Below are 23,191 nucleotides of genomic sequence, written 5' to 3' on the forward strand. Positions count from 1 at the left end.
CGGGCGGTGCGGGACGCGGTCGCGGGCGAGCCCGCCGGCGGGGTCCGGACGTCTCACTGGCTGAGCTGTTGCGGTTCCAGGGGCCCCCAGGGCGCTGGGCACTTGTCGGGTGGGGGACAATGGAGGCTCTGTCAGGGCGGGTTGCATGAGGGGACGCATGTCGGAGGCGGAGCGGGCGGGAGCATCCCGTCAGGACAAGAGCGAACGTCTCCTCGCCGGGCGGTACCGGCTGGGGGATGTTCTCGGCCGCGGCGGCATGGGCACCGTGTGGCGCGCCGAGGACGAGACCCTGGGCCGTACGGTCGCCGTGAAGGAGCTGCGGTTCCCGTCGGCCATCGACGAGGACGAGAAGCGCCGGCTGATCACGCGCACGCTGCGGGAGGCCAAGGCCATCGCGCGGATCCGCAACAACGGCGCGGTGACGGTCTTCGACGTGGTCGACGAGGACAACCGGCCCTGGATCGTCATGGAGCTCATCGAGGGCAAGTCCCTCGCCGAGGCCATCCGCGAGGACGGGCTGCTCACGCCGAGGCGCGCCGCCGAGGTGGGGCTCGCGATCCTCGACGTGCTGCAGGCGGCGCACCGCGAGGGCATCCTGCACCGTGACGTGAAGCCGTCGAACGTGCTGATCTCCGGCGACGACGGCCGGGTCGTGCTCACCGACTTCGGCATCGCCCAGGTGGAGGGCGACCCGTCCATCACCTCGACCGGCATGCTCGTCGGCGCGCCCTCCTACATCTCGCCGGAGCGGGCGCGCGGCCACAAGCCCGGACCCGCGGCCGACCTGTGGTCGCTGGGCGGTCTGCTGTACGCCTCGGTCGAGGGTGTGCCGCCGTACGACAAGGGTTCCGCGATCGCGACGCTCACCGCGGTCATGACCGAGCCGGTCGAACAGCCCAAGAACGCGGGCCCGCTGGAGAAGGTGATCTACGGCCTGCTCGCCAAGGATCCCGAGCAGCGGCTCGACGACGCGGGCGCCCGGGCCATGCTCAACGAGGTACTGCGCGCACCCGAGCCCGAGCGGAACGTGCCGGAGCCGCCGGACGCGACGAAGGTCGTGGCCATGCCGCCGCTGCCGGAGGAACCGGCCCGGCGGGGCGGCTCGGCCGGCGGCAAGAAGGGCGAGGAGCCCGCGGAGCGGCTGCGCGGGGCCCTGCGTTCGGTGCGCAAGGCCGCGACCGCGGCCGGGGCCGCCACGGCGGCGGCCACCTCGGCGGCGACGGCCCGCGCCAAGGCGGCCGGCAGCCCGGATTCCGCGCAGACGGCCGGAGCCGCCAAGACGGCCTCCCCGCAGGCGGGTTCGGCGTCCGGAGCGGATGCGGGCCAGGCCGGTGGCGTCTCCGTGGCGGCCACCGCCGTGAACGCGTCCGTGCCGGGACAGACAGGTGGTTCCGACGGCAAGGCGGGGAACTCCGGTTCCGCCACCGGCGCCGGAGGCGCGGGTGGCAGACGCGGCGGCTCGGGCTCCGGATGGCCGGTGGCACCCGAGCGCCCGGCACGTCCGGCTCCCAAGGCCTCGCTGACCGATGTCGTGCCGCTGCGGACGCTGGTGATCATCGCGGTCGTCGTGGCGCTGGTCGTGGTCGGCATCGTGCTGGCCATCACGATCGGCGGAGGCGACGACAACGGCGCCAAGGGCGGTGGCAGCGGCGCCAAGGCGACCGCCTCCACCGGAGCGGCCGCCGGCAGCGGGAAGAGCGGCGACGACAGCAAGAGCGACGACAAGGGCAAGAGCGGCGACAAGAGCAAGAGCGACGCCGCTCACACCGACACCGGCGACACGTCGGGCTCCGGCTCGGACGACGCCGCCGGCGCCTCGTCGGACACGAGCACCGGCGACTCGGGCGGCTCGGGCGGCGACGGCAAGGAATCGGGCTCGGGTTCCACCGCCGTGACGACGTACAAGAGCGGGCAGGGCTTCTCGATCGGGCTGCCGAAGGGATGGAAGTACGAGTCCCAGGACGCCACGGGAGCCCGGTTCACCGGTCCCGGCGGACAGAAGCTCCTCGTCGGCTGGACGTCGACGCCCAAGGACGACCCGGTCGCGGACTGGAACAACCAGGAGCGCTACATGGCGCGCTCCCAGTACAAGAAGATCCACATAGAGAGCGTGAGCTACCGCGGCTGGAACACGGCCGACTGGGAGTTCACCTACGTGGACGGCGGCACCAGGTTCCACACGATCGACCGCGGTTTCGTGGTGAACGCGCATCAGGGCTACGCCCTGATGTACACGGCCAAGGACGCCGCGTGGGGGAGCGCGCTGCGCAAGAGCACGTGGGCCACGCTGACCGAGACCTTCCAGCCGAAGTCGTGACGTACCGCTCGCCGAGGTGACGTTCCGCGACGAACGATGCCCGAGAACTCGCATCACCGCTCTGCGGGTTGCCTCGGGCACGTATCGTGAGTGGTTGCGGACCAAACGAAGCCACAACGGGACGCACGGCGAACGGAATTGACCAACCGGTCGGCTGGGGGAGCATCGTGGACGACTACGCGGGACGGGTACTCGCCGACCGCTACCGCCTGCCCCTGCCGCCGTCCGACGCGTACGAACTCGCCGAGAGCCGGGCCTTCGACACCTATAGCGGGCAGGAAGTCCTGGTACGGCAGGTGCCGTTGCCGGAGGTCGTCGAGGCCGAGGTGCTCGACGCGGACGGGCTGCCCGACGGGTTCGTGGCCCGGGACGGCGGCGTGCGGCGGGCGTCGGCCCGCACCACCCGGCGGCCCACCGAACCGGCGGTGGTCCGCGCGATCGAGGCGGCGCAGGCGGCCGCGCGGATTCCCGACCACCCCCGGCTCGACCAGGTCTTCGACGTGTTCGCCGAGGGCGGCTCGCTGTGGATCGTCAGCGAGCTGGTGCCCGCGAGGTCGCTGGCCGCGCTGCTCGCCGAGAAGCCGCTCAGCCCCTACCGCGCCGCGGAGGTCGCCGCCGACGTGCTGACCGCGCTGCGGGTCCTGCACGCGCACGGCTGGGTGCACCGCAACATCACCGTGCGCACGGTGCTCGTCTGCGACGACGGCCGCGTCCTGCTCACCGGACTGGCGGCCGGGGCCGCCGAAGAGGCGCTGTGCGGGTACGACCCGTTGCCCGCGCCGGAGGACGACCTCACGACCGGTCACGCCGGTCTCGCCGCTCACGGATCCGGCCCCCGCGCCGGGCAGCCCGGTGACGCCGGTCCGGCCGGGGCGGGGGCTTCCCGGGGTGCCACGGGCGGGCGGGGGCCCGTCGCCGGTGCCGGATTCGGTGGTGCCCCGCGCGGTGTAGCCGTCGCGGCCACGAGCGGCGCCGACGCCGAAGCGGCCCGGCGGGCCGCGATCGAGGCCCGCGCGGAGCAGGGAACGCCGGTCCCGGGGACACCGGTCCCCGGCGCGCCCGTGGCCGGCCGGGGACCGCGTGCCCTCGAAGCCGGCGGTCCGGCGGGTCCGGGCCGTCCTGCGGAAGGCGCCGGTCCGGACGGCGGACCGGAGACGGGCGACCAGGCCGAGGGCACCGAGGACGACATCCGCGCCGCGCGCGCCGGTGCCATCGCCGCGTACCGCGCCGGAGCACGCGCCGCCGCCCGCGTCCAGGGAGAGCGCCGGGGCGACCCGCTCGCCCTTCCGGCACCCCGGCCGGCCGCCCCCGGCGAGCAGACCGGCCAGGACAGCCGGTACGGCGCCTCTCCGCAGACTCCGGGGTCCCAGGACCCCGGCGCGCCGTCGCGCTTTCCCGGCCAGGACAGCCGGTACGGCGCCTCCCCGCACACCCCGGGGTCCCAGAGCCACACCCCGCCGCACCTGCCCGGCCAGGGAGGCCGGCAGCAGCCGCACAGCGTGCCCCCGGGCCAGATAGCCGACCCGTACGGAGTCGGCGGCACCAGCAGGTACGGAGTCCAGCCGCGTCCTGCCGGAGCCCCCGGCGGGGGGCCGGCGGGCGGAGACACGGCGTACGGCCGTTCCGCGCTCGCGCCCGGCCAGGCCCCCTACGGCACGGGACAGGGCGGCCGTCCCGGAGTCCCGGCCCCCGGACGGCCCCTCGGCGGCGAGCGGACCCCGGACGACGGCCGGCCCACCGGCGGATTCCAGGTACCCGGCGGCACCCACGTACCCGTACCGCCCGGCGGATTCACCGGTACCGGGCACGCCCGCCTGCCCGGCGTCTCCCCGGCCGCCGACCACACCCGGGCGCCCGGCGCTCCGCAGGGACTCACCCCCGCACCGCACCCCTCCGGCCGCCCCGGCGGTGGCTGGGGCGACCTGGTCGCCGGTGCTCCGCCGCGCCGAGGGCCCGCCACCGCGCTCGCGGCCGAGCGGGCCCGGCAGGCACGGATGGCCCTCGTCGGGCCGGTCACCGAACGCTGGGCGCCCGAGCAGGCCGGACCGGTGCACGAGAACTGGCAGTTGGCGGCTCCGATCGGACCGGCGACCGACCTGTGGGCACTCGGCGCGCTGCTCTTCCGCGCCGTGCAGGGACACGCCCCCTACCCGGAGGAGAACACCGCCGAACTCGTCCAGTCGGTGTGCGCGGAACCGCCCGCCTTCGCCGAGGAGTGCGGACCGCTGCGGCCCGTCGTCGAGTCGCTGCTGCGCCAGGACCCCACCGAACGGCTCGACTTCGAGGAACTGCGTGGCTGGCTGAGGTCATTGGTGCGCTCCGCGCCGGAGCCCGAGGCCGGGACGCACGTCGTGCCCGTACCGCCCGTCGACCCGAGCCGGCTGCCGATCGTACGGCGCCGGGGCGAGCTCGTCCGCAGGCGTCGCGCCGGGCTGCCCGCGACCGGTGCGCCCGCCCGCCACAAGCGGGCCAGGCGGGAGAACGCGGCGGGTCCGCGCCGGCTGGGCCGGAACCTCCTCCTGCTGATCCTGCTCGTGCTGGCCGCCGCGGTCACGTACGCGGTCGTCTTCATGCCCAAGACGGACCGGAGCGGCACCGACGAGGGGCGGACCGGCGCCGCCGGACAGGCGGGCCCCGCCACACAGCCCGGTGGCGACCCGACCGCGAGCAACGCGCCCGGCTCCGACCAGACCTCGCCGGACCCGGTCAAGAGCCCCTCGGGAAAGTCCAGTTCGACGTCCTCGCACACGACCGCCGATCCCGGCGTCGCCGACGGGTTCACCCTCCGCAAGGACTCCGAGGGCTTCCAGGTCGCCGTGGCGAGCGGCTGGACGCGTTCGCCGAAGAACGGCCGGGGCCAGGTCGTCTACTCCCAGGGGGACTTCGAGCTCATCGTCGTCCCCGGTCGGGACGGCACCGCCACGTACGGCAGCGACCCGATGACGTATCAGCGGGAGACCGAGAAGGAGTTGCAGCCCTTCCGGGACTCGACCTGGGCGACCTCCAGCGGGATGCGGCGGATCGACGTGGGCGGCAGGGCGATGGCCGAGGGCCAGTTCACCTGGCAGGACTCCGCGGGGCATTCGCTCTACGTGCGCAACCTCGCGATCCTGATCGCCGGGCACTACCACGTGGTGCAGGTACGCGGCCCGGACGCCGAGCGCGACGAGGTCTCGCGGCTGTACGAGCAGGCCTCGTCGACGTACCAAGTCATCCGCTGAGCAACCCTTTTGCCCTCGCCACGCCGTGTTTGACCAGACGGGAGCCGTTGAACACCGAACGGTTCCCTTCCGTACAGGGATGGGACAACCGTCACAGTGAGGTCTCCGTACGACCCCGCTTGTTCCCAGGGTGGGTACCGCTCTTTAGTCTGACCCTGTCAAGACCATTGCGGGGAAACGTGAATCAGATGCAGGGCCTGCTCCTCGCGGGCCGCTACCGGCTTGTCGAATCCATCGGCAGCGGTGGCATGGGGCGCGTTTGGCGCGCCCACGACGAGGTGCTGCACCGCGCTGTCGCGGTCAAGGAGCTGACCGCCGCGCTCTACGTCTCCGACAGCGAGCGGAGCGTCCTGCTGGCCCGCACCCGTGCCGAGGCCCGCGCCGCCGCGCGCATCAACCACTCCGCCGTCGTCACCGTGCACGACGTCCTCGATCACGACGGCCGCCCCTGGATCGTGATGGAGCTGGTCGAGGGCGAGTCGCTGGCCGACGCGGTGAAGGAGCGCGGCCGCATCGAGCCGCGCGAGGCCGCGCGCGTCGGCCTGTGGGTACTGCGGGCCCTGCGCGCCGCGCACGCGGCGGGCGTGCTGCACCGAGACATCAAGCCCGGCAACGTCCTGCTGGGCCGCGACAGCCGAGTGCTCCTCACCGACTTCGGCATCGCCCAGATCGAGGGCGACACCACCATCACCCGCACCGGAGAGGTCGTCGGCTCGGTCGACTACCTCGCCCCGGAGCGGGTGCGCGGCCACGACCCGGGCCCGGCGTCCGACCTGTGGGCGCTCGGCGCCACGCTGTACACGGCGGTCGAGGGCAGGTCGCCGTTCCGCCGCACCTCGCCCATCGGCACCATGCAGGCCGTCGTCGAGGAGGAACCCGCCGCACCGGTCAACGCGGGTGCGCTGGGGCCCGTCCTCGCCGCGCTGCTGCGCAAGGATCCGGCCGAGCGGCCCGGCTCGGAGCAGGTCGAGCGGATGCTTGTCGACGTGGCGGAGGGGCGACCGTCGGGTGTGACGCAGTCGTACGCGCCGACCGGGCAGGCGGGGTACGACACCGCGGAGCCGCGGACCGGCACCGGTACCCGCGCGCACACGGCCGCCACGACGCCGTACCGGCCGGTGACGATCGCGCCCGTAGCCGCACCGTCGAAGCGGCACCGCCTGCGCACGTTCGCCCTGGTCGTCGCCCTCGCGACGATCGTCGGCGGGGGTGTCGCGGTCGGGCTGCAGCACTTCGGCACCGGCAGCCCCGGCGGCTCCGCCTCCGGGTCGTCGACCCGGAGTGCCGACGACAAGCCGAGCTCCAAGCCGAGCGACAAGGGCAGCCAGGGGGCGGTTCCCGCCGGTTGGGAGCATCGCGACGACCCGGTGGGCTTCAGCGTCTCCCTGCCCAAGGGGTGGACGCGGTCGGTCTCCATCGACAAGGACGGCCTCCGGCAGGTCGACTTCACACCCGACAAGGGCAAGCACCTCGTACGGGTCGCCGTCGACACCGATCCGGACTTCAGCTCCTCGTATAAGCACATGATTAACCTGGATGAGAACCTCGCAGGGCACCTGCTGGACTACAGCCAACTGCTCCTCAAGGAGGAGCTCTTCCGGGACCAGCCGGGTGCCCGCTGGGAGTACACCTGGGACGCCCTGGCCAAGGACCCGCCGCACTACTTCCCGGGGCCCTACCGTGCGATCGACGTCGGGTACATGAACAGCGACGGCACCGAGTACGCCGTCTACGAGTCCTCGCCGGCCGGCGAATGGACCACCACCAAAGAGCAGTTCAAGCAGATCCTGCGGAGCTTCCAGGAGGGCTGACCCGGGCCCGAGTCCCCAGGGCTGTGCCACCGGCTGTCCTGGAGCGGCGGCATACTTGGCCGGTCGGTGCCACGGAGGGTGTCCGTCCGGTGGGGCATGATGAGACCCATGGGGACCGAGGGGGAGAACGTCCGTGTGATCGCGGGGCGTTACCGGCTGGAGGCGAGAATCGGCCGGGGCGGCATGGGCGTCGTCTGGCGTGCCACCGACCAACTGCTCGGCCGTCGGGTCGCCGTGAAGGAACTGGCCCTCGACGACTCGCTCTCGACGGAGGAGTCCCGGCTCCAGCGCGACCGCACCCTGCGCGAGGCGCGGGCCGTCGCCCAGCTCCACCACCCGCACATCATCGTCGTCCACGACGTCGTCGAGGACGACGAACGCCCGTACATCGTCATGGAGCTGATCGACGGCGGCTCGCTCGCCGAACGGATCTCCGCTAACGGGCCGGTCGACGCGCGCGAGGCCGCCCGCATCGGCATCGACCTGCTCGGCGCGCTGCGCCGCGCGCACGAGGCGGGCGTCCTGCACCGCGACCTCAAGCCGGCCAACGTCCTCGTCGAGGCGGGCACCGACCGCGTCGTCCTCACCGACTTCGGGATCGCCCAGGTCGCGGGCGCGACGACGCTGACCGAGACCGGCGCGTTCGTCGGCTCGCCCGAGTACACCGCGCCCGAACGGATGGCCGGCGCCCGGACCGGCCCCGAGTCCGACCTGTGGTCGCTCGGTGTGCTGCTGTGCGCCGTGCTGAGCGGCGCGTCGCCCTTTCGCCGCGACTCGCTCGGCGGCATCCTGCACGCCGTCGTCGTCGATGAGATCCGTCCGCCGGCCCAGGCCGCGCCGCTGCTGCCCGTCGTACGAGGGCTGCTGGAGCGCGATCCCGAGCGGCGGCTCGACGCGGCGGAGGCGGAGCGGATGCTGCGCGCCTACCGGGACACCGGCCGTACCCCGCGGCTGCTGGTCCCGTACACGCCGACGCGGCGCGACGTGCCCCACGTATCGCTGCGCAGACCCGCGCCCGAGCCGTCGCCGGCCTCCGGCGGCACCGTGTCCGACCCGCCGCCCCGGCAGTCCACGCGCAGCCTCCTCGTCACCGCCGCCCTGGTCGCGGCGATGGCCGGTGCGGGGGTGTCGGCGGCCGCGCTGCTGATGGGCGGCGGCGGGGACGGGAAACCGGCCTCGTCGAGCGCGCCGGGCACGCCCCGTACACCGGGCACCCCCTCCGGCACGCCCTCGTCGGCGTCCGGCACGCCCTCGACCCCGCCCACCGGCGCGGGCCCCACCGTCACGGTGACCGGCCACCGGACGCCGTCCGCCCGCAGCGCGCCCTCGGGCTACCGCATCGCCTCGGATCCGAACGGCTTCTCGCTCGCCGTGCCCGAAGGGTTCACGCGCGACCCGCAGGGCGAGCGGATCTTCTACCTGTCGTCGGGGGACACCTTCCGCATCGGCATCAAGGTGGCCGGTCCCGCGACGGGCGGTCCGCTCGGCGTGATGCGCCGGGCGGACGCCGACGGCCCCTCCAGCAACCCCGGTTACCGCGACGGCAGGGTCACACGGACCGTGCACGACGGAAACTCCGCCGCCCTCTGGGAGTTCACCTGGAACGGCTTCAGCACGGCGGAAGGCCCGCGGCACACCTACGACCTGTGCTGGGAGGAGGGCGGCCGGATGTACGACGTCTGGGTCTCCGCGCCGGTGGGCCGGCTGACGGAGGCGAAGGAGTACTTCGACGTGGCCGTGGACACGTTCGCGGCCTCGTAACCCCGTAAAGGGGAGATAAGGGATGAGGTGCGTCACGGGTCTGTGACCGGTGGGCGAAGAGGCTGGTTGGCCGGGCGTCCGCCGCGATACAGATGGGGGCATGAGCGACGACGGGGGAGTCCCTCGCGGGGGCGACGAGCCGACGAGTTTCGGTCTGCAACCACCTGGACGGGCGGTACGCGGCGGACAGCCGGGCGCCATGACCCCGGACCCGCCGGCCCCTGACCCGCACCTGGGTGCCACGGTGCCGGACGTGCCGTCGGCGGCCCTGGTTGCGGACCCCAGGAGCGCCGTGCCGGACCCGCGGCCGGGCGCCACGGTGCCTGAGCGGCGGGCGGAGGGCCCGGTCGCCGTGCCGTACCCGGGCAATCCGTATGCCACGCCTGCCCGGACCGTCGCGGCTCCTGTGGGGACTCCCGCGCCGGGGTCCCCGGAGGAGCCGGGGACGGGTCGCCTCATCGCCGGGCGCTATCGCCTGCTCGCCAAGCTGGGGCACGGCGGCATGGGCACGGTGTGGCGGGCCAGGGACGAGACCGTGGACCGCGAGGTCGCCGTCAAGGAACCGCGTGTCCCGGACCATCTTCCCGAGCGTGAACGGGCCACCGCGTACGAGCGGATGCGGCGCGAGGCCCGCGCGGCGGCCCGGCTCGACCATCCCGCCGTGGTGAACGTCCACGACGTCGCCGTCGTGGACGGACAGCCCTGGATCGTCATGGAGCTGGTGCGGGGCCGCTCGCTCGGCGACGCCCTCAGGGAGGGCACCCTCGGCAGCCGCGAGACCGCGCGCATCGGTCTGGAGGTCCTCGGCGCCCTGGAGGCGGCGCACGCGGCGGGCGTCCTGCACCGGGACGTCAAGCCGGACAACGTGCTCCTCGGCCCGCACGACCGTGTCGTGCTCACCGACTTCGGCATCGCCAGCATCGAGGGCGAGACGAATTTGACGGACACCGGCGGCTTCGTAGGCTCACCCGAGTACATCGCCCCGGAGCGGGTGCTGGGCGTGCGCCCGGGTCCCGCCTCCGACCTCTGGTCGCTCGGCGTGGTGCTCTACGCGGCCACGGAGGGCGTGTCGCCGTTCCGGCGCAGCAACACACCCGCCACGCTCCAGTCGGTCCTCAACGCGACACCGGCCGCGCCCGCCTCGGCGGGTGCCCCGCTCACGGAGGTCATCAACGGCCTGCTCGCCAAGGAACCGTCCCACCGTCCCGCGGCGGCCGACGTCCGGCGCCTCCTGGAGGAGGCCGTACGGCCGCCCGTCCTCGCGCCGACGCAGGTCACACGGAGGGAGGGCATCGCCGGCCCGGAGGGCACCCCGGCGCCCGGCGGAGGGGGCATCCGTATCGGCCGCAAGACCCTGATCGGTCTCGCGGCGGCGGTCGTCACGGCGGTCGCGGCGGCCGGGGTGACGGCGTACGTGGTCATCGCGGACCCCTTCGCCGGTCCGCTGCCCGACGGCTGGAAGAAGCGGCACGTGGCCGACGTCGCCGCGACGCTGGCGGTGCCCGCCGAGTACCAGGAGGGGACACCGGACCGGGCGTCGGACAAGGGCCACTGGGTCACGTACACCGACTGGAGCGGGAGCATCTGGATCGGGCTGAGCCTCGCCCTGAAGTCCGAGGACACCAGCAAGGTGATCAAGGACTCCGCCAGAGCCGAGATGTACGCGGACGACGGAACGTTCAAGGCGAGCGGTGCCTACAGCCTGAACATGCCGGCGGGGCCGCGGACGAAGCCGGACGCGAGGGCGACCTACCGGGGCCGGGAGTCCGCCGAGAACACGGTGACCTACAAGACCGACGACAGTCAGAATCCCCGTCCCCGCGAGGTGCGGCTCTTCTACTTCAAGTCGAAGGCCGGGGACATGTACAAGCTCACGATCAGCTATCCGGGCGACGGCGACTTCACCGCGCGGGGCCGCGAGGTCGCCGACGCGGCGATCGCGAACCTGGACGTCGACAAACCCTGAGAACCGATCGACGGGTGATCGTCGGACCGACAACGCCCTGATCAGCGCATTTACTGCCAGTGATCACTGGCAGTGTGTGAGCACTCCGTGAAAGGCCATTACCGACGGGTACCCAAAGGGAGCGAGGGGGCATACCCTGCGGCTCATGACGGACTCGCAGGCCGCGGAGCAGGCCACGGAAAGCAACGGCGCCGATGAGACGGCCGGTACCGACGCAGTGGCCGCCGCGGCCGCCGCGACCGACGCGGACCTGACGTCCGCCGCAGCGACCGCCGCGTCGGCTGACGCGGACCTCGCGACCGCCGCCCCGGCCGTCGTGGACGAGACGGCTGTCGTGGACGAGACCGCGGCCCCCGTCGCCCTCGGCACCAACCCCCTCGCCCCCGCCCCGGCCGGCGCCCGTACCGCCGCCGATGTGGTCACCCCCGAGCTCGTCGCGCAGCTCACCAAGGGAGTGACCGGGTCCGGGCGGACCGCCAACCACACGCCGTTCACCGGCGAGAAGCTCGCCGACGTGCCCGAGTCCACCCCTGCGGACGTCGAGAAGGCCTTCGAGCGGGCCCGTGCAGCCCAGGGCGCCTGGGCGGCCACTCCGGTCCGGCGCCGCGCCGCCGTCCTGCTCCGCTTCCACGACCTCGTGCTCGCCCGGCAGGCCGAGGTCCTGGACCTCATCCAGTTGGAGACGGGCAAGGCCCGGCTGCACGCCCACGAAGAGGTCCAGGCCGTCCTGGTCGCGGCGCGGCACTACGGACTCAAGGCGCCCTCCTACCTGCGCCCCAAGCGGCACGCGGGCGCGATACCGACCCTCACGAAGGTCACCGAGCTGCGTCACCCGCGCGGTGTCGTCGGGCAGATCGCGCCCTGGAACTACCCGCTGGAGCTGTCGGTCGGCGACGCGCTGCCGGCGTTCGTCGCGGGCAACGCGGTCGTCATGAAGCCCGACACCGAGACCTGCCTCACCGCCCTGTGGGCGCGCGATCTGCTCGTCGAGGCCGGGCTGCCCGCCGAGATCTTCCAGGTCGTCATCGGCGACGGACCGGTCGTCGGACCCGAGGTCGTCCGGCACGCCGACTACGTCTCCTTCACGGGGTCGACCCGCACCGGCCGTGAGGTCGCCCAGGGTGCGGCCGCCCGTCTCGTCGGCGTCTCCCTCGAACTCGGCGGCAAGAACGCCATGGTGGTCCTGGAGGACGCCGACCTCGACAAGGCCGCCGCCGGCGCCGTCCGGGCCTGCTTCTCCTCCGCCGGCCAACTCTGCATCTCCATCGAGCGGTTGTACGTCCACGAGTCCGTAGCCGACGCGTTCTCGGAGCGGTTCGCCGCCCGGACCCGGGCCATGCGGCTCGGCACGTCCCTCGCGTACGGGGCGGACATGGGCTCGCTGGTCGGCGAGCGCCAGCTCGAGACCGTGACGCGGCACGTCGAGGAAGCCGTCGCCAAGGGGGCCAGGGTTGTCGCCGGCGGTGTCGCCCGGCCCGACGTGGGCCCGTACTTCTACGAGCCCACCATCCTCGACGGAGTGGAGGCCCCGATGGCCGTCTGCGCCGAGGAGACGTTCGGCCCCGTCGTCTCCCTCTACCGCTTCAAGACCGAGGACGAGGTCGTCGAGCGCGCCAACTCCACCTCGTACGGCCTCAACTCCTCCGTCTGGACGAAGGACGGCCGGCGCGGTCGCGCGCTCGCGGCCCGGCTGCGCACCGGAACGGTGAACGTCAACGAGGGGTACGCGCCCGCGTACGGCAGTGTCCAGTCGCCGATGGGCGGCATGAAGGACTCCGGCCTCGGCCGCCGGCACGGCTCCGAGGGCATCCTCAAGTACACCGAGGCGCAGACCGTCGCCCACCAGCGGCTGCTGCCGATGGCGCCGTCCCTCGGCATGGACGACGAGAAGTACGCGGCGTTCATGAGCCGGAGCCTGAAGGTCATGAAGGCGCTCCGGCTGCGGTAGCCCCCCGTTCTCGAACGGATCCCCAACGGTTCTCAACGGTCTCAACGGTTCTGAACGGTCTCGACGGTCTCAACGAGGAGAGCGGCACGTGTCACAGGAGAGCTCTGTCCAGGAACAGCCGGACGAGGAGACGTACGACTACGACGTCGTCGTCGTGGGATCCGGCTTCGGCGGCTCCGTCACCGCGCTGCGGCTGACGGAGAAGGGGTACCGCGTCGGTGTCCTCGAAGCCGGCCGACGCTTCACCCGCGACACGCTCCCCAAGAACTCCTGGGACATCAAGAACTACCTCTGGGCCCCGCGGCTCGGCATGTACGGCATCCAGCGCATCCATCTGCTCGGCAATGTGATGGTGCTCGCCGGCGCGGGCGTGGGCGGCGGTTCGCTCAACTACGCCAACACCCTCTACGTACCGCCGAAGCCCTTCTTCGAGGACCCGCAGTGGAAGGACATCACCGACTGGGAGGAGGAGTTGACGCCGTACTACGACCAGGCCAAGCGCATGCTGGGCGTGCGGCTCAACCCGACCACGACCCCGTCGGACGTCCACCTCAAGGCCGCCGCGGAGCGCATGGGGGTCGGCGACACCTTCCACATGGCGCCGGTCGGCGTCTTCTTCGGCGACGGGCAGGACGCGGACGGCGCTGCCGGGGCGAAGCCCGGTGAAGAGGTCTCCGACCCGTACTTCGGCGGCGTCGGGCCCGCGCGCAAGGCCTGCACCGAGTGCGGCGAATGCATGACCGGCTGCCGTCACGGCGCCAAGAACACCCTCAACGAGAACTATCTGCACCTCGCCGAGAAGACGGGCGCCGTCGTCCATCCCATGACGACGGTCGTGTCCGTCACCGACGACTCGCGCGGCGGCTACGCCGTGCAGACCCTCCCGACCGACAACCGGCGCAAGGGGCAGGGGCGGACGTTCACGGCGCGCCGGGTCGTTCTCGCGGCCGGCACCTACGGTACCCAGACGCTGCTGCACCGCATGAAGGCCGGCGGTCAGCTCCCTCGTCTGTCGAAGAGGCTCGGCGAGCTGACCCGCACCAACTCCGAGGCGCTGGTGGGCGCGCAGACCGACGACCGCCGCTACCGCAAGGCGCACGGGACGAAGGCCGACTTCACCCGGGGCGTGGCCATCACCTCCTCGATCCACCCGGACGCGGACACCCACATCGAACCCGTCCGCTATGGCAAGGGCTCCAACGCGATGGGCGGCATGTCCATCCTCCAAGTCCCCTACGCCGAGGGCTCGTCGAGGGTGGCCGGCTGGTTCGTCAACGCGGTCCGGCATCCGCTGCTCGTGCTTCGGTCGCTCTCCAACCGCCGCTGGTCCGAACGCACCATCATCGGGCTGGTGATGCAGTCCCTCGACAACTCCCTGACGACGTATCTCAAGCCGAAGGGCGCGGGCAAGGGGCTGTTGACGGCACGTCAGGGGCACGGTGCGCCCAACCCCAAGCAGATCAAGGCGGCTTCGCAGGCCGCCTCGGTACTGGCCGAGGAGATCAACGGCTTCCCGGGCAGCAATGTCGGCGAGCTGATGGGCACCCCGCTCACCGCGCACTTCCTCGGCGGCTGCCCGATCGGCGCCGGCGCCGAGGAGGGCGTCATCGACCCCTACCACCGGCTCTACGGCCACCCGGGCATCTCCGTCGTCGACGGCGCCGCCGTCTCCGCGAACCTCGGCGTCAACCCGTCGCTCACCATCACCGCGCAGGCCGAGCGGGCCATGTCGTTCTGGCCGAACAAGGGCGAGGCCGATCCGCGTCCGGCGCCGGGCGCCTCGTACGAGCGTCTCAAGGCGGTGGAGCCGCACCGTCCCGTCGTTCCCGCGGACGCCTTCGGCGCACTGCGGCTGCCGTTCCTGGGTATGCCGGCGATGCCGCCGAAGCCGTAGCCCCGGCGGCCGCCCCGGCCGCGAGAATCCGTACAGCGAGGCCCCGTACAGCCGTCCGGTGAAAGCCCGTACAGCGAAAGCCCGTACAGCGAAAAGAAGGACCTGCGCCCCCCTCCGAGCGCAGGTCCTTCTCTTCGTACGTGACCGACGCGCGCGAGCGGTCGTGTCGGCTTGCGGTGTTACGCGTTCGCGCCGGCCTTGCGGCGACGGACGACGACCAGCGCACCGGCACCGGCGACGACGGCGATACCGCCGGCGAGGCCGATCATCGGCAGCGCGGAGCTGGAGCCCGTCTCGGCGAGGCTTCCGTCGACCGAGGGCGTGTTGCTCTTGTCGGCGGGCTTGTCCGAGACCGGAACCTTGCCGCCACCCTGCGGCTTGGTGCCGTCGGTGTCCGTGCCGGCCGCGACGATCTGGAACTTGTAGGCGACCTCGCCGTAGCCGACGCACTCCGAGTCGGCGTCGCCGTAGATGCTGGCGCCGAGGGAGAAGCCGGCGCCGACCGGGGCGCTGGACTTCACGTTGATGCGGAGCGGGATGTCGACCTCGTAGTCGGGCTTGAGCTCGTCGGTGTAGCCGACGAAGCCGACCGCGTACCCGTCCTCGTCGACGTTCTCCCAGACCTTGTCGTCCGGGTTGTACGCCTGGAGCTGGACCTGCTTGCTCTTGAACATGTCCTCGCCGTTCTTGTCGGGCGAGGCGCCCGCGAAGAAGCCGAGGTCGGTCAGGGTGGAGTCCGAGTTGTTCAGGACGTCCAGGGAGAACTTGTGCCATCCGCTGCCCGCCGCGATCTTGCCGGGGAGGCCGTTGATGGAGACCTGGACCTTGGAGTCCGAGCAGTCGGACGGCTCGGGCTCGGGGGACTCCGACTCCGAAGCAGAGGCGCTCGGCGAGGCCGAGGACGACGCCGAGGCGGAGTCGCTCGGGGCCGGAGCGGACGCGGAGGTGGAGGCCGAGGCGGACGCGGAGGCCGACGCCTCGTCGGTCGCCTCGGGGGTCGACTCGCTCGGGCTCGGCGACGCCGACTCGGTCGCGGACTCGGACACGCTCGCACTCGGGGACGGTTCTTCCGCGAACGCGGCCGGCGCGACCGACAGCAACGCGAGCGGTGCTATGACAGCCGTCGCGGCCGCAGTGGCCATGGCACGGCGAAGCTTCATGAAGACCTCGGTGATCCAGTGCGCCGCGAACTCGGCGCGACTATGGAGTTTGTGGGTGGCCGTCCGCGTGTGGGCGCGGATGTGACCGTTGGTTCTGCAGATGAGACCGGCGAAGTCTGAGAATGGTTGTCCTGGATCTGACGAGATTCTTATGTGTGCTGGGTCACATCCATGTGCGGCTTGCGCACGCCCGTTCGAGACACTTAGAAAGAGCTTCGTGTCTGATCAACAGCCCGGGGAATCCGGGGAGCCGACGGTTCCTGACGACGTGTGGGAGCGCTTCGCGCGCGACAGCGAGCGCGACATCCGCGCCTCGGCCCCCAAGGAGCCGTCCGCCCGGGCGCGCATGGTGACGGAACGGCTGCGCCTGCAGGACGAGCGGGAGGCCGCGCGGGCCGCCCGCCGGACCGCCCGCAAGGAGGCGCGTCCGGCCACGCGGCCCGAGGGCTGGCGGACGGGTCCCGCCTGGCGGGAGATGGACGGGCGTGCCGCCCGGCGCCGCAGACTGTGGGCGATCCTCGGGGTCCCGCTCGCCGTCGCCGTGGCCGTCGTCGCGATGAAGCCGTCCCTGCTGCCCGGCGACCTCTTCGGCACCTCGTCCGCGTCCTCTTCCGCCTCCGCGTCGGCCGGCCCCGAACTGCCGGCCGAGACCGCCGCCCCGACCGCGCCGCCCACCGCCGCGGCCTCGCGGACACCCACCAGGCAGAGGCCGTTCGCCGGGTCACCCGCCGAGCGCTGGGCCGGCGGCGCCGACGCCGTCGTCGTCCCGGCGGCCGAGCCGGTCGGCGCCTTCACCAAGGCGCAGGTGGCCACCGCGCTGCGGCAGACCAAGAATCTGCTCGTCGGGGCCAACCTCGACCCCGGGACCCTGCGCGGTGAGCGTCCGAAGGCGGCCATCGCCGTGCTCGATCCCAAGCAGCCCGGCATGATCGCGGACATCGACCGCCGACTGAACTCCCCGGACGAGGGGCACAATCCGCTGAACCTGTTCAGCCGCTTCGACCCGCGCGAGGTGCGCCTCGTCGGCACGGTGATCAAGGTGCGCGGCAGGATCACGTTCGAGGAGGGCAAGAAGGGGGGCGTGGCCATCCACGCCGACTACACCTTCGTCTACCCGGTGTCCCCTGCCCAGGGGAACGAGAACGAGGTGACCCGCACCATCGTGCGCCGTGTCTGGGACGTCGAGCTCCTCGACCCCAGGAAGTACCTGGTCACGCCGGGCAGACTGACGGTCGAGAAGCACGACGAGAACATCGGCAACTCCGCCTGCGACGTCTACGACGGATTCCTGCATCCGCAGTTCGACTCGGCGGCCGCTCCCAGCGGCGCGGCGCCGACCGGTCCGACCACCGATCCGTACGACCGCAGCGGTGGCCTCGGGTCCTCCTCGGCCGGATGCGGCACCGTGTCCCGGACCTGACGGCTCGAACGGGTCCGTCGGACGGCCCCGGGCGTCCCCGGGGCCGGCCGTTCTCTTGAGTGACCGGGCTGCTGTCCCCTGCCGTCCGGTCACACGACCTGGAGCGAGGTCCCACGACGCACGGCACGATCCGCACGTCTCATCGCTCCAGTGAAGCCACGCGTGGTTCCTTCGGGCCCGCCCCTGGCTGACACGGACACCAGAAGAAACGAAGTCCGCGGCACCCCGGATACGCGCCGTACGGGTGAGAGGGGATGCGTACGTGCGTACGCCGGGTGCGGGTCTCAGATCCGGCCGCGGCACAGTTCGAGCAGGATCATGGCCAGCGAGGTGCCCGGCTTGCCGAGCGCGTCCCGGTAGTGGCCGAGGATCTCCATCTCGCGGGAGAGGTTCACCCGGCGGCCGCCGGACGTGATCCGCGCCTCCTGGATCACGGCCGAGACGGCCATCCGTTCCTGCACGAGACCGATGATCCGGTCGTCGAGGGCGTCGATGCGTTCACGGGCACCGGTGATCACGTCGGCGGCCTCGTCGGTGCGGGCGCCGGTCTTGTCGAGTACGTCGGCCATGGTGGGGCTCCTCGGTAGAAGGGGTGCCCCGGAGCGACCCGGCCCGGAAACGGCAGACGCCCCGGGCCTTGTCGGCCCGGGGCGCCTGGGAAGTCGCTTGTCAGTTGCTCAAGCAGCACGACCATGGCAGCCGGTGGGCCGGTTGCCATAGGTAAACAGGAAGGTCGTGTGCGTGAGCATGTCGGCAGTATGCACGCCCGCGGCGGCGGCGGCCAAGACGGTTCGGATGGTGAGACCCGGCGTCCGGAACCCCGTGGGCGCCGGGCCCCCCGCGGCCCCCGGTAGAATCGGCCGTACACACCCTTTTGCTCACCGCCGGAAGGCAGACCGTGCCAGAAGCGTCCCCCGCCGCCCCCGACACCGTCCTGGTCGTCGACTTCGGTGCGCAGTACGCCCAGCTCATCGCCCGTCGCGTCCGTGAGGCCCGGGTCTACAGCGAGATCGTGCCGAGCACCATGCCGGTCCAGGAGATGCTCGCCAAGAACCCGGCCGCGATCATCCTCTCCGGCGGTCCCTCGTCGGTCTACGCGGAGGGCGCCCCGCGCCTGGACCGCGAGCTCTTCGAGGCGGGCGTCCCCGTCTTCGGCATGTGCTACGGCTTCCAGCTGATGGCCACGACCCTCGGCGGCACGGTCGACAACACCGGCTCCCGCGAGTACGGCCGTACGCCGCTGCACGTCTCGAAGTCCGGCTCCACCCTGTTCGAGGGCACCCCGGACGAGCAGCCGGTCTGGATGTCGCACGGCGACGCCTGCTCCGCCGCACCCGAGGGCTTCACCGTCACGGCCTCCACGGACGTCGTCCCGGTCGCCGCCTTCGAGAACGACGAGAAGAAGCTCTACGGCGTCCAGTACCACCCCGAGGTCATGCACTCCACGCACGGCCAGCAGGTTCTGGAGCACTTCCTCTACCGCGGCGCGGGTCTCACCCCGTCCTGGACCACCGGCAACGTCATCGACGAGCAGGTCGCCCTCATCCGCGAGCAGGTCGGCACCAAGCGCGCCATCTGCGGTCTGTCCGGCGGAGTGGACTCGGCGGTCGCCGCGGCCCTCGTCCAGAAGGCCATCGGCTCCCAGCTCACCTGCGTGTACGTCGACCACGGTCTGATGCGCCAGGGCGAGACCGAGCAGGTCGAGAAGGACTTCGTCGCCGCGACCGGCGTTCAGCTCAAGGTCGTGGACGCCGAGGAGCGCTTCCTCACCGCGCTCAAGGGTGTCTCGGACCCCGAGGAGAAGCGGAAGATCATCGGGCGCGAGTTCATCCGCGTCTTCGAGCAGGCCCAGGCGGAGATCATCGCCGAGGCCGCCGAGGGCGAGGACGTCGCGTTCCTGGTCCAGGGCACGCTCTACCCGGACGTGGTCGAGTCCGGCGGCGGCACCGGCACCGCGAACATCAAGTCCCACCACAACGTGGGCGGCCTCCCCGAGGACCTGGAGTTCCAGCTCGTCGAGCCGCTGCGCAAGCTGTTCAAGGACGAGGTCCGGATGGTCGGCCAGGAGCTCGGCCTGCCGGACGAGATCGTCCAGCGCCAGCCGTTCCCCGGCCCCGGCCTCGGCATCCGGATCGTCGGCGAGGTGACCAAGGAGCGTCTCGACCTGCTCCGCCAGGCCGACGCCATCGCCCGCGAGGAGCTGACCGCCGCCGGTCTCGACCGGGACATCTGGCAGTGCCCGGTGGTCCTGCTCGCGGACGTGCGCAGCGTCGGCGTCCAGGGCGACGGCCGGACCTACGGCCACCCGATCGTGCTCCGTCCGGTGTCCAGCGAGGACGCCATGACGGCCGACTGGTCGCGGCTGCCCTACGAGGTCCTGGCGAAGATCTCGACCCGCATCACGAACGAGGTCGCGGACGTCAACCGCGTCGTGCTCGACGTGACGAGCAAGCCCCCGGGCACCATCGAGTGGGAGTAGTCCCCTCCCGAGGGGAGTCCCGAGGGGGAGTCCCGCCGGGGGAGTGACCCTTCCCCTCAGGTCCGCTTGAGCGTGCGCACCGGCGCGCCGGGCTTCCAGACCTGGACGACGAGATACGTCTCGTCCTCGACACAGGTCCGTGTGACCTCCGTCAGCTCGGTGCGGAAGAGGTGGAACGGCTCCGGCGGTTCCACCTCTTTCACGTACGCCGCCTTGGCGGGGACGCCGTCGCCCACCTCGACCGCCCGCCCGCTGATCCGTACGTCGCCGCCGCCCATGTCCGTACCGGCCCCCGGGTTCGCCTGGAGCGCGAAGCGCGGGTCGCGGCGCAGGTCGAGCACCTTGAGGGAGTCCGGCATCATGCCGAGCCACAGCTCGCCGTCCAGGAAACGCACCTCGATGCCGGAGGTGCGGGGCGAGCCGTCCCTGCGGAGGGTCGCGAGGACGTGGTGGGTGAAGGCGCCGAAGCGCTGTTCGACGGTGCCGGCGAAGGCCGGTTCGGCGGTGGAGAGTGCTGCCCAGTTCATGCCGCGAGTCTGACGCGCATACCCGACATCTCCTGTCGGGTATTGCCTGTGTTCCTCGGCGTTCCACATTTTTCTCTCACGGAACACCCCTGTTCTCCTGCGCTGACCCCGGGTAACTTCCGCTCGTACCGAACACGCCAGTGCTGGAGGACATATGCACGGGTCCACTCCGCCGCTGCCCCGCCCCACCGACCAGCTCCGCTTCGCCATGCCGCCGATGCACGAGTCGCTGGACGACGAACGGCGGCACCGCAAGGAGCGGCTGGCCGGCGCGTTGCGGCTGTTCGGCCGGCTCGGTTTCGAGGACGGCGTCTCCGGACACATCACGGCGCGCGACCCGGAGTACAGCGACTGCTTCTGGGTCAACCCGTTCGGCATGCCGTTCAAGCACGTCACCGTCGGCGACCTGGTCATGGCCAACCAGGAGGGCCAGGTGATCGAGGGCCGCTACCACGTGAACCAGGCCGCGTTCACCGTGCACTCCCAGGTCCACGCGGCCCGCCCCGACGTCGTCGCCGTCGCCCACTGCCACTCCGTGCACGGCCGCGCCCTCGCCGCCCTCGGCGACCTGCTCGACCCGATCACCCAGGAGAGCTGCGCCTTCTACGAGGATCACGCGCTGTACGACGCCTACTCCGGGGTCGCCGTCGACGCCGAGGAGGGCCGCAGGATCGCGTCCGCGCTGGGCACCCGCAAGGCGCTGGTGCTGCGCAACCACGGGCTGCTGACCGTCGGGGACTCGGTGGACGCGGCGGCCTGGTGGTTCCTGTCCATGGAACGGTCGAGCCAGGTCCAGCTCAGCGCGAAGGCCGCCGGCCGGCCCCTCGTCATCGACCACAAGCAGGCGGTCGCCACCCGCGAACAGCTCGGCGGCGACCTGGTGGCGTGGATCAACTACCAGCCCCTGTGGCAGGACATCAGCCGCAGCGAGCCCGATCTGCTCAGCTAGGGCGACGGATCTGGCCCATCTCCCCGTACGTCCGCCGGAACGGCCGGTCAACAAGGGGTAACTCGCTTCACCCGCGCCGAACCGACCTGGCGCGTGCGCGGGGTGCCGAGTACGGCACAATTCGCTTTCGTCACAGGAGAGTTGTCGGGTGGGGGCGCGGCAGCCGGATGTTCGTGACATTCCGGCTCTACGGAGTGTGTTCTGGCGCGGGAAGGCGGCAGTGGGCGTGGCGGTGCAGGAGGCGAGACACGGTGCGGGGCACGGTGCCGGGCCGGGGTCCGGGTCGGGCACCGGGCGGAGCGGTGGCTCCGGTGGGGGTCCTGGTGGCGGGCCGGTCGGTGAGCCGGGCGGGGGGCCCGGCGGGCACGAGGGCGGCTGTACGTGCGGGGACTGTCCGCACGGGGCGCGTACGGGGCACCGGCGGGCCGTCGCCGCGTTCCTCGCCAAGCGCGACGCGCTGGCGTCCGGGCAGGGGCTGCCCGCCGGTGTCGCGCACTCCGCCTCCGCGTCCCGGCAGTGGGTGTCCGACGAACTCACCCAGTCCGCCGACCTCGTGGCCGAACGCGGGCGTCTCGAGGGCGAGGCGTGGCTGTTCCGGCTGTGGCGGTACACCGCGTACACCGTCTGGGCCGCCGTCGTCGTCCTCCTGCTCGTGCAGGCGCTCACCGCGATCGGGGCCGGCTGGACGGCGGCACGGACGGCGGGGCTGCTCGCCGCGGTCGTGCTGGCCGGGCTGCTGACCGGGGCGGCCTGGCTGCACCGGGCGCGGGGCGGGGCCCTCGCGCCGGTCGTCGGCGAGGACAACCGGCTCTCCACCTCCCGGGCGGTGGCCGCCGGGTGGGTGCTGCTCGTGGTGTACGCGGTGCTCGTGCTGGTGGGCCAGCTCGTCGCGGCCTCCGCGCCCGGCCGCCGGGACGAACTCATCGCCGGGTTCGAACTCGCCCGGGCCGCCGGGGTCGTGACCGTCGTCGCCGTGGTCTGCGGGGTCGCCGTGCTCGTGCGGCGGGTGGTCGGGCTGAGGGTACTGGGGCAGCGGCTCCAGAAGATCCGCGCCGACCGGCCGCGGGCGGCGGACCTGCTCACCGACGACTCGGGGCGCGGTGGCTTCGCCGACATCCAGTACGTCGTGATCAGCGGGGTCGCTCTCGTCTTCGCGGCGGTGCGGCTGGCTCGGCGGCCGTCGCAGTTGCCCGATCTTCCGTGGGGGCTGGCCCTGTTGGTGCTGGTGTCCGCCGCGACCTATCTCGCCGGGAAGTACGCCGAGGGCGGGCGGCCGGTGATTCTCTCCGTGGTCCGGTCCCGTGAGGCGGGCGATCTGGACGCGCCCATCCGGACCGGGGACGACATCGAGATCCGGGGTGCCGGGTTCGTGCCGCCCGGGGCGCAGAGCGCGGACCGGTTGTCGCGGATGGTCGTGCGGATCGGGGCGGTGCATGTGCATGTGCCGTTGGTGCCGGTGTCCGGGGGGTTCAGCAATCCCACGGACGCGGTGCTGACGGTGCCTGTGCCGGTGGATGTGGAGCCGGGGCGGGTTGAGGTGCAGGTGGTGACGGCGGCGGGGGTCGAGACGAACCGGTACGAGATCGACGTGACGGACTGAGCCGGCGCTCGCGGGTCCGGGCCCGGGTTCGGGTTCGGGTTCAGCTCCGGTGGGTGGGTCGGGGCCGTGCCGGTGCATCAGCCCGTCGCCGTTGGGTGAGGGGTGGGCGTCGGTGGCGACGGGCATCGATGTACCGGC

Annotated in this window: 14 protein-coding genes; 11 read left to right on the plus strand and 3 right to left on the minus strand. The window is 72.4% G+C overall.

The genetic code is table 11. The features are described 5' to 3' along the window. Nucleotides 1-157: 157 nt before the first annotated feature. The 7 genes from ACWEBX_RS14315 to ACWEBX_RS14345 all read left to right on the plus strand — a co-directional run bounded on the left by ACWEBX_RS14315 (nt 158) and on the right by ACWEBX_RS14345 (nt 14,918). On the plus strand, nt 158-2,317 hold the full coding sequence (locus tag ACWEBX_RS14315) for a serine/threonine-protein kinase (protein ID WP_451885163.1): 2,160 nt from the start codon (nt 158-160) through the stop codon (nt 2,315-2,317). A gap of 167 nt (nt 2,318-2,484) precedes the next feature. After that, nucleotides 2,485-5,538 carry a protein kinase gene (locus tag ACWEBX_RS14320; RefSeq protein WP_451885150.1) on the plus strand — a complete coding sequence of 1,018 codons (3,054 nt, stop codon included), beginning with the start codon at nt 2,485-2,487 and terminating at the stop codon, nt 5,536-5,538. A gap of 188 nt (nt 5,539-5,726) precedes the next feature. After that, nucleotides 5,727-7,349 carry a serine/threonine-protein kinase gene (locus tag ACWEBX_RS14325; RefSeq protein WP_451885164.1) on the plus strand — a complete coding sequence of 541 codons (1,623 nt, stop codon included), beginning with the start codon at nt 5,727-5,729 and terminating at the stop codon, nt 7,347-7,349. A 108-nt stretch (nt 7,350-7,457) separates the two neighbouring features. Further along, complete coding sequence (locus tag ACWEBX_RS14330; protein ID WP_451885151.1) at nt 7,458-9,110, plus strand: protein kinase domain-containing protein; 1,653 nt, start codon at nt 7,458-7,460, stop codon at nt 9,108-9,110. Nucleotides 9,111-9,210: 100 nt separating this feature from the next. Beyond that, a complete protein-coding gene (locus tag ACWEBX_RS14335) occupies nt 9,211-11,076 on the plus strand; it encodes a protein kinase domain-containing protein (protein WP_451885152.1) in 1,866 nt (621 codons plus the stop codon). 145 nt (nt 11,077-11,221) lie between these two features. Continuing rightward, a complete protein-coding gene (locus tag ACWEBX_RS14340; RefSeq protein ID WP_451885153.1) occupies nt 11,222-13,024 on the plus strand; it encodes a succinic semialdehyde dehydrogenase in 1,803 nt (600 codons plus the stop codon). Nucleotides 13,025-13,112: 88 nt separating this feature from the next. Continuing rightward, complete coding sequence (locus tag ACWEBX_RS14345; protein ID WP_451885154.1) at nt 13,113-14,918, plus strand: GMC family oxidoreductase N-terminal domain-containing protein; 1,806 nt, start codon at nt 13,113-13,115, stop codon at nt 14,916-14,918. 179 nt (nt 14,919-15,097) lie between these two features. Here ACWEBX_RS14345 and ACWEBX_RS14350 read toward each other — a convergent pair whose 3' ends face one another. Further along, nucleotides 15,098-16,078: an LAETG motif-containing sortase-dependent surface protein gene (locus ACWEBX_RS14350; RefSeq protein ID WP_451885155.1), complete on the minus strand. Its 981-nt coding sequence runs from the start codon at nt 16,076-16,078 to the stop codon at nt 15,098-15,100. A 217-nt stretch (nt 16,079-16,295) separates the two neighbouring features. On the opposite strand from ACWEBX_RS14350, the gene ACWEBX_RS14355 reads away from it, so the two are divergent. Further along, nucleotides 16,296-17,498, plus strand: a complete 1,203-nt coding sequence (locus ACWEBX_RS14355) for a hypothetical protein (protein WP_451885156.1) — start codon at nt 16,296-16,298, stop codon at nt 17,496-17,498. A 284-nt stretch (nt 17,499-17,782) separates the two neighbouring features. On the opposite strand, the gene ACWEBX_RS14360 is transcribed toward ACWEBX_RS14355, so the two are convergent. Then, on the minus strand, nt 17,783-18,067 hold the full coding sequence (locus tag ACWEBX_RS14360) for a chorismate mutase (protein WP_326785978.1): 285 nt from the start codon (nt 18,065-18,067) through the stop codon (nt 17,783-17,785). A gap of 329 nt (nt 18,068-18,396) precedes the next feature. On the opposite strand from ACWEBX_RS14360, the gene guaA reads away from it, so the two are divergent. Beyond that, nucleotides 18,397-19,977 (plus strand): glutamine-hydrolyzing GMP synthase, encoded by a 1,581-nt coding sequence (gene guaA / locus ACWEBX_RS14365; protein WP_451885157.1) that lies wholly within the window; start codon nt 18,397-18,399, stop codon nt 19,975-19,977. Between the two features lie 56 nt (nt 19,978-20,033). Here the strand turns inward: guaA and ACWEBX_RS14370 are convergent, their stop codons facing one another. After that, nucleotides 20,034-20,504: a pyridoxamine 5'-phosphate oxidase family protein gene (locus tag ACWEBX_RS14370; protein ID WP_451885158.1), complete on the minus strand. Its 471-nt coding sequence runs from the start codon at nt 20,502-20,504 to the stop codon at nt 20,034-20,036. A gap of 154 nt (nt 20,505-20,658) precedes the next feature. On the opposite strand from ACWEBX_RS14370, the gene ACWEBX_RS14375 reads away from it, so the two are divergent. After that, a complete protein-coding gene (locus ACWEBX_RS14375; RefSeq protein WP_451885159.1) occupies nt 20,659-21,453 on the plus strand; it encodes a class II aldolase/adducin family protein in 795 nt (264 codons plus the stop codon). Nucleotides 21,454-21,679: 226 nt separating this feature from the next. Beyond that, nucleotides 21,680-23,053, plus strand: coding sequence for a hypothetical protein (locus ACWEBX_RS14380; protein ID WP_451885160.1), 1,374 nt, complete (start codon nt 21,680-21,682; stop codon nt 23,051-23,053). Nucleotides 23,054-23,191 lie beyond the last annotated feature (138 nt).

The sequence above is a fragment of the Streptomyces sp. NPDC005070 genome (assembly GCF_053600395.1).

What these genes read in the sequence shown, in the direction of transcription:
- ACWEBX_RS14375 (WP_451885159.1), top strand. Translation starts at nt 20,659, where the DNA reads ATGCACGGGTCCACTCCGCCGCTGCCCCGCCCCACCGACCAGCTCCGC.
- ACWEBX_RS14360 (WP_326785978.1), bottom strand. Translation starts at nt 18,067, where the DNA reads ATGGCCGACGTACTCGACAAGACCGGCGCCCGCACCGACGAGGCCGCC.
- ACWEBX_RS14330 (WP_451885151.1), top strand. Translation starts at nt 7,458, where the DNA reads ATGGGGACCGAGGGGGAGAACGTCCGTGTGATCGCGGGGCGTTACCGG.
- ACWEBX_RS14335 (WP_451885152.1), top strand. Translation starts at nt 9,211, where the DNA reads ATGAGCGACGACGGGGGAGTCCCTCGCGGGGGCGACGAGCCGACGAGT.
- ACWEBX_RS14315 (WP_451885163.1), top strand. Translation starts at nt 158, where the DNA reads ATGTCGGAGGCGGAGCGGGCGGGAGCATCCCGTCAGGACAAGAGCGAA.
- ACWEBX_RS14350 (WP_451885155.1), bottom strand. Translation starts at nt 16,078, where the DNA reads ATGAAGCTTCGCCGTGCCATGGCCACTGCGGCCGCGACGGCTGTCATA.
- ACWEBX_RS14340 (WP_451885153.1), top strand. Translation starts at nt 11,222, where the DNA reads ATGACGGACTCGCAGGCCGCGGAGCAGGCCACGGAAAGCAACGGCGCC.
- ACWEBX_RS14325 (WP_451885164.1), top strand. Translation starts at nt 5,727, where the DNA reads ATGCAGGGCCTGCTCCTCGCGGGCCGCTACCGGCTTGTCGAATCCATC.
- ACWEBX_RS14370 (WP_451885158.1), bottom strand. Translation starts at nt 20,504, where the DNA reads ATGAACTGGGCAGCACTCTCCACCGCCGAACCGGCCTTCGCCGGCACC.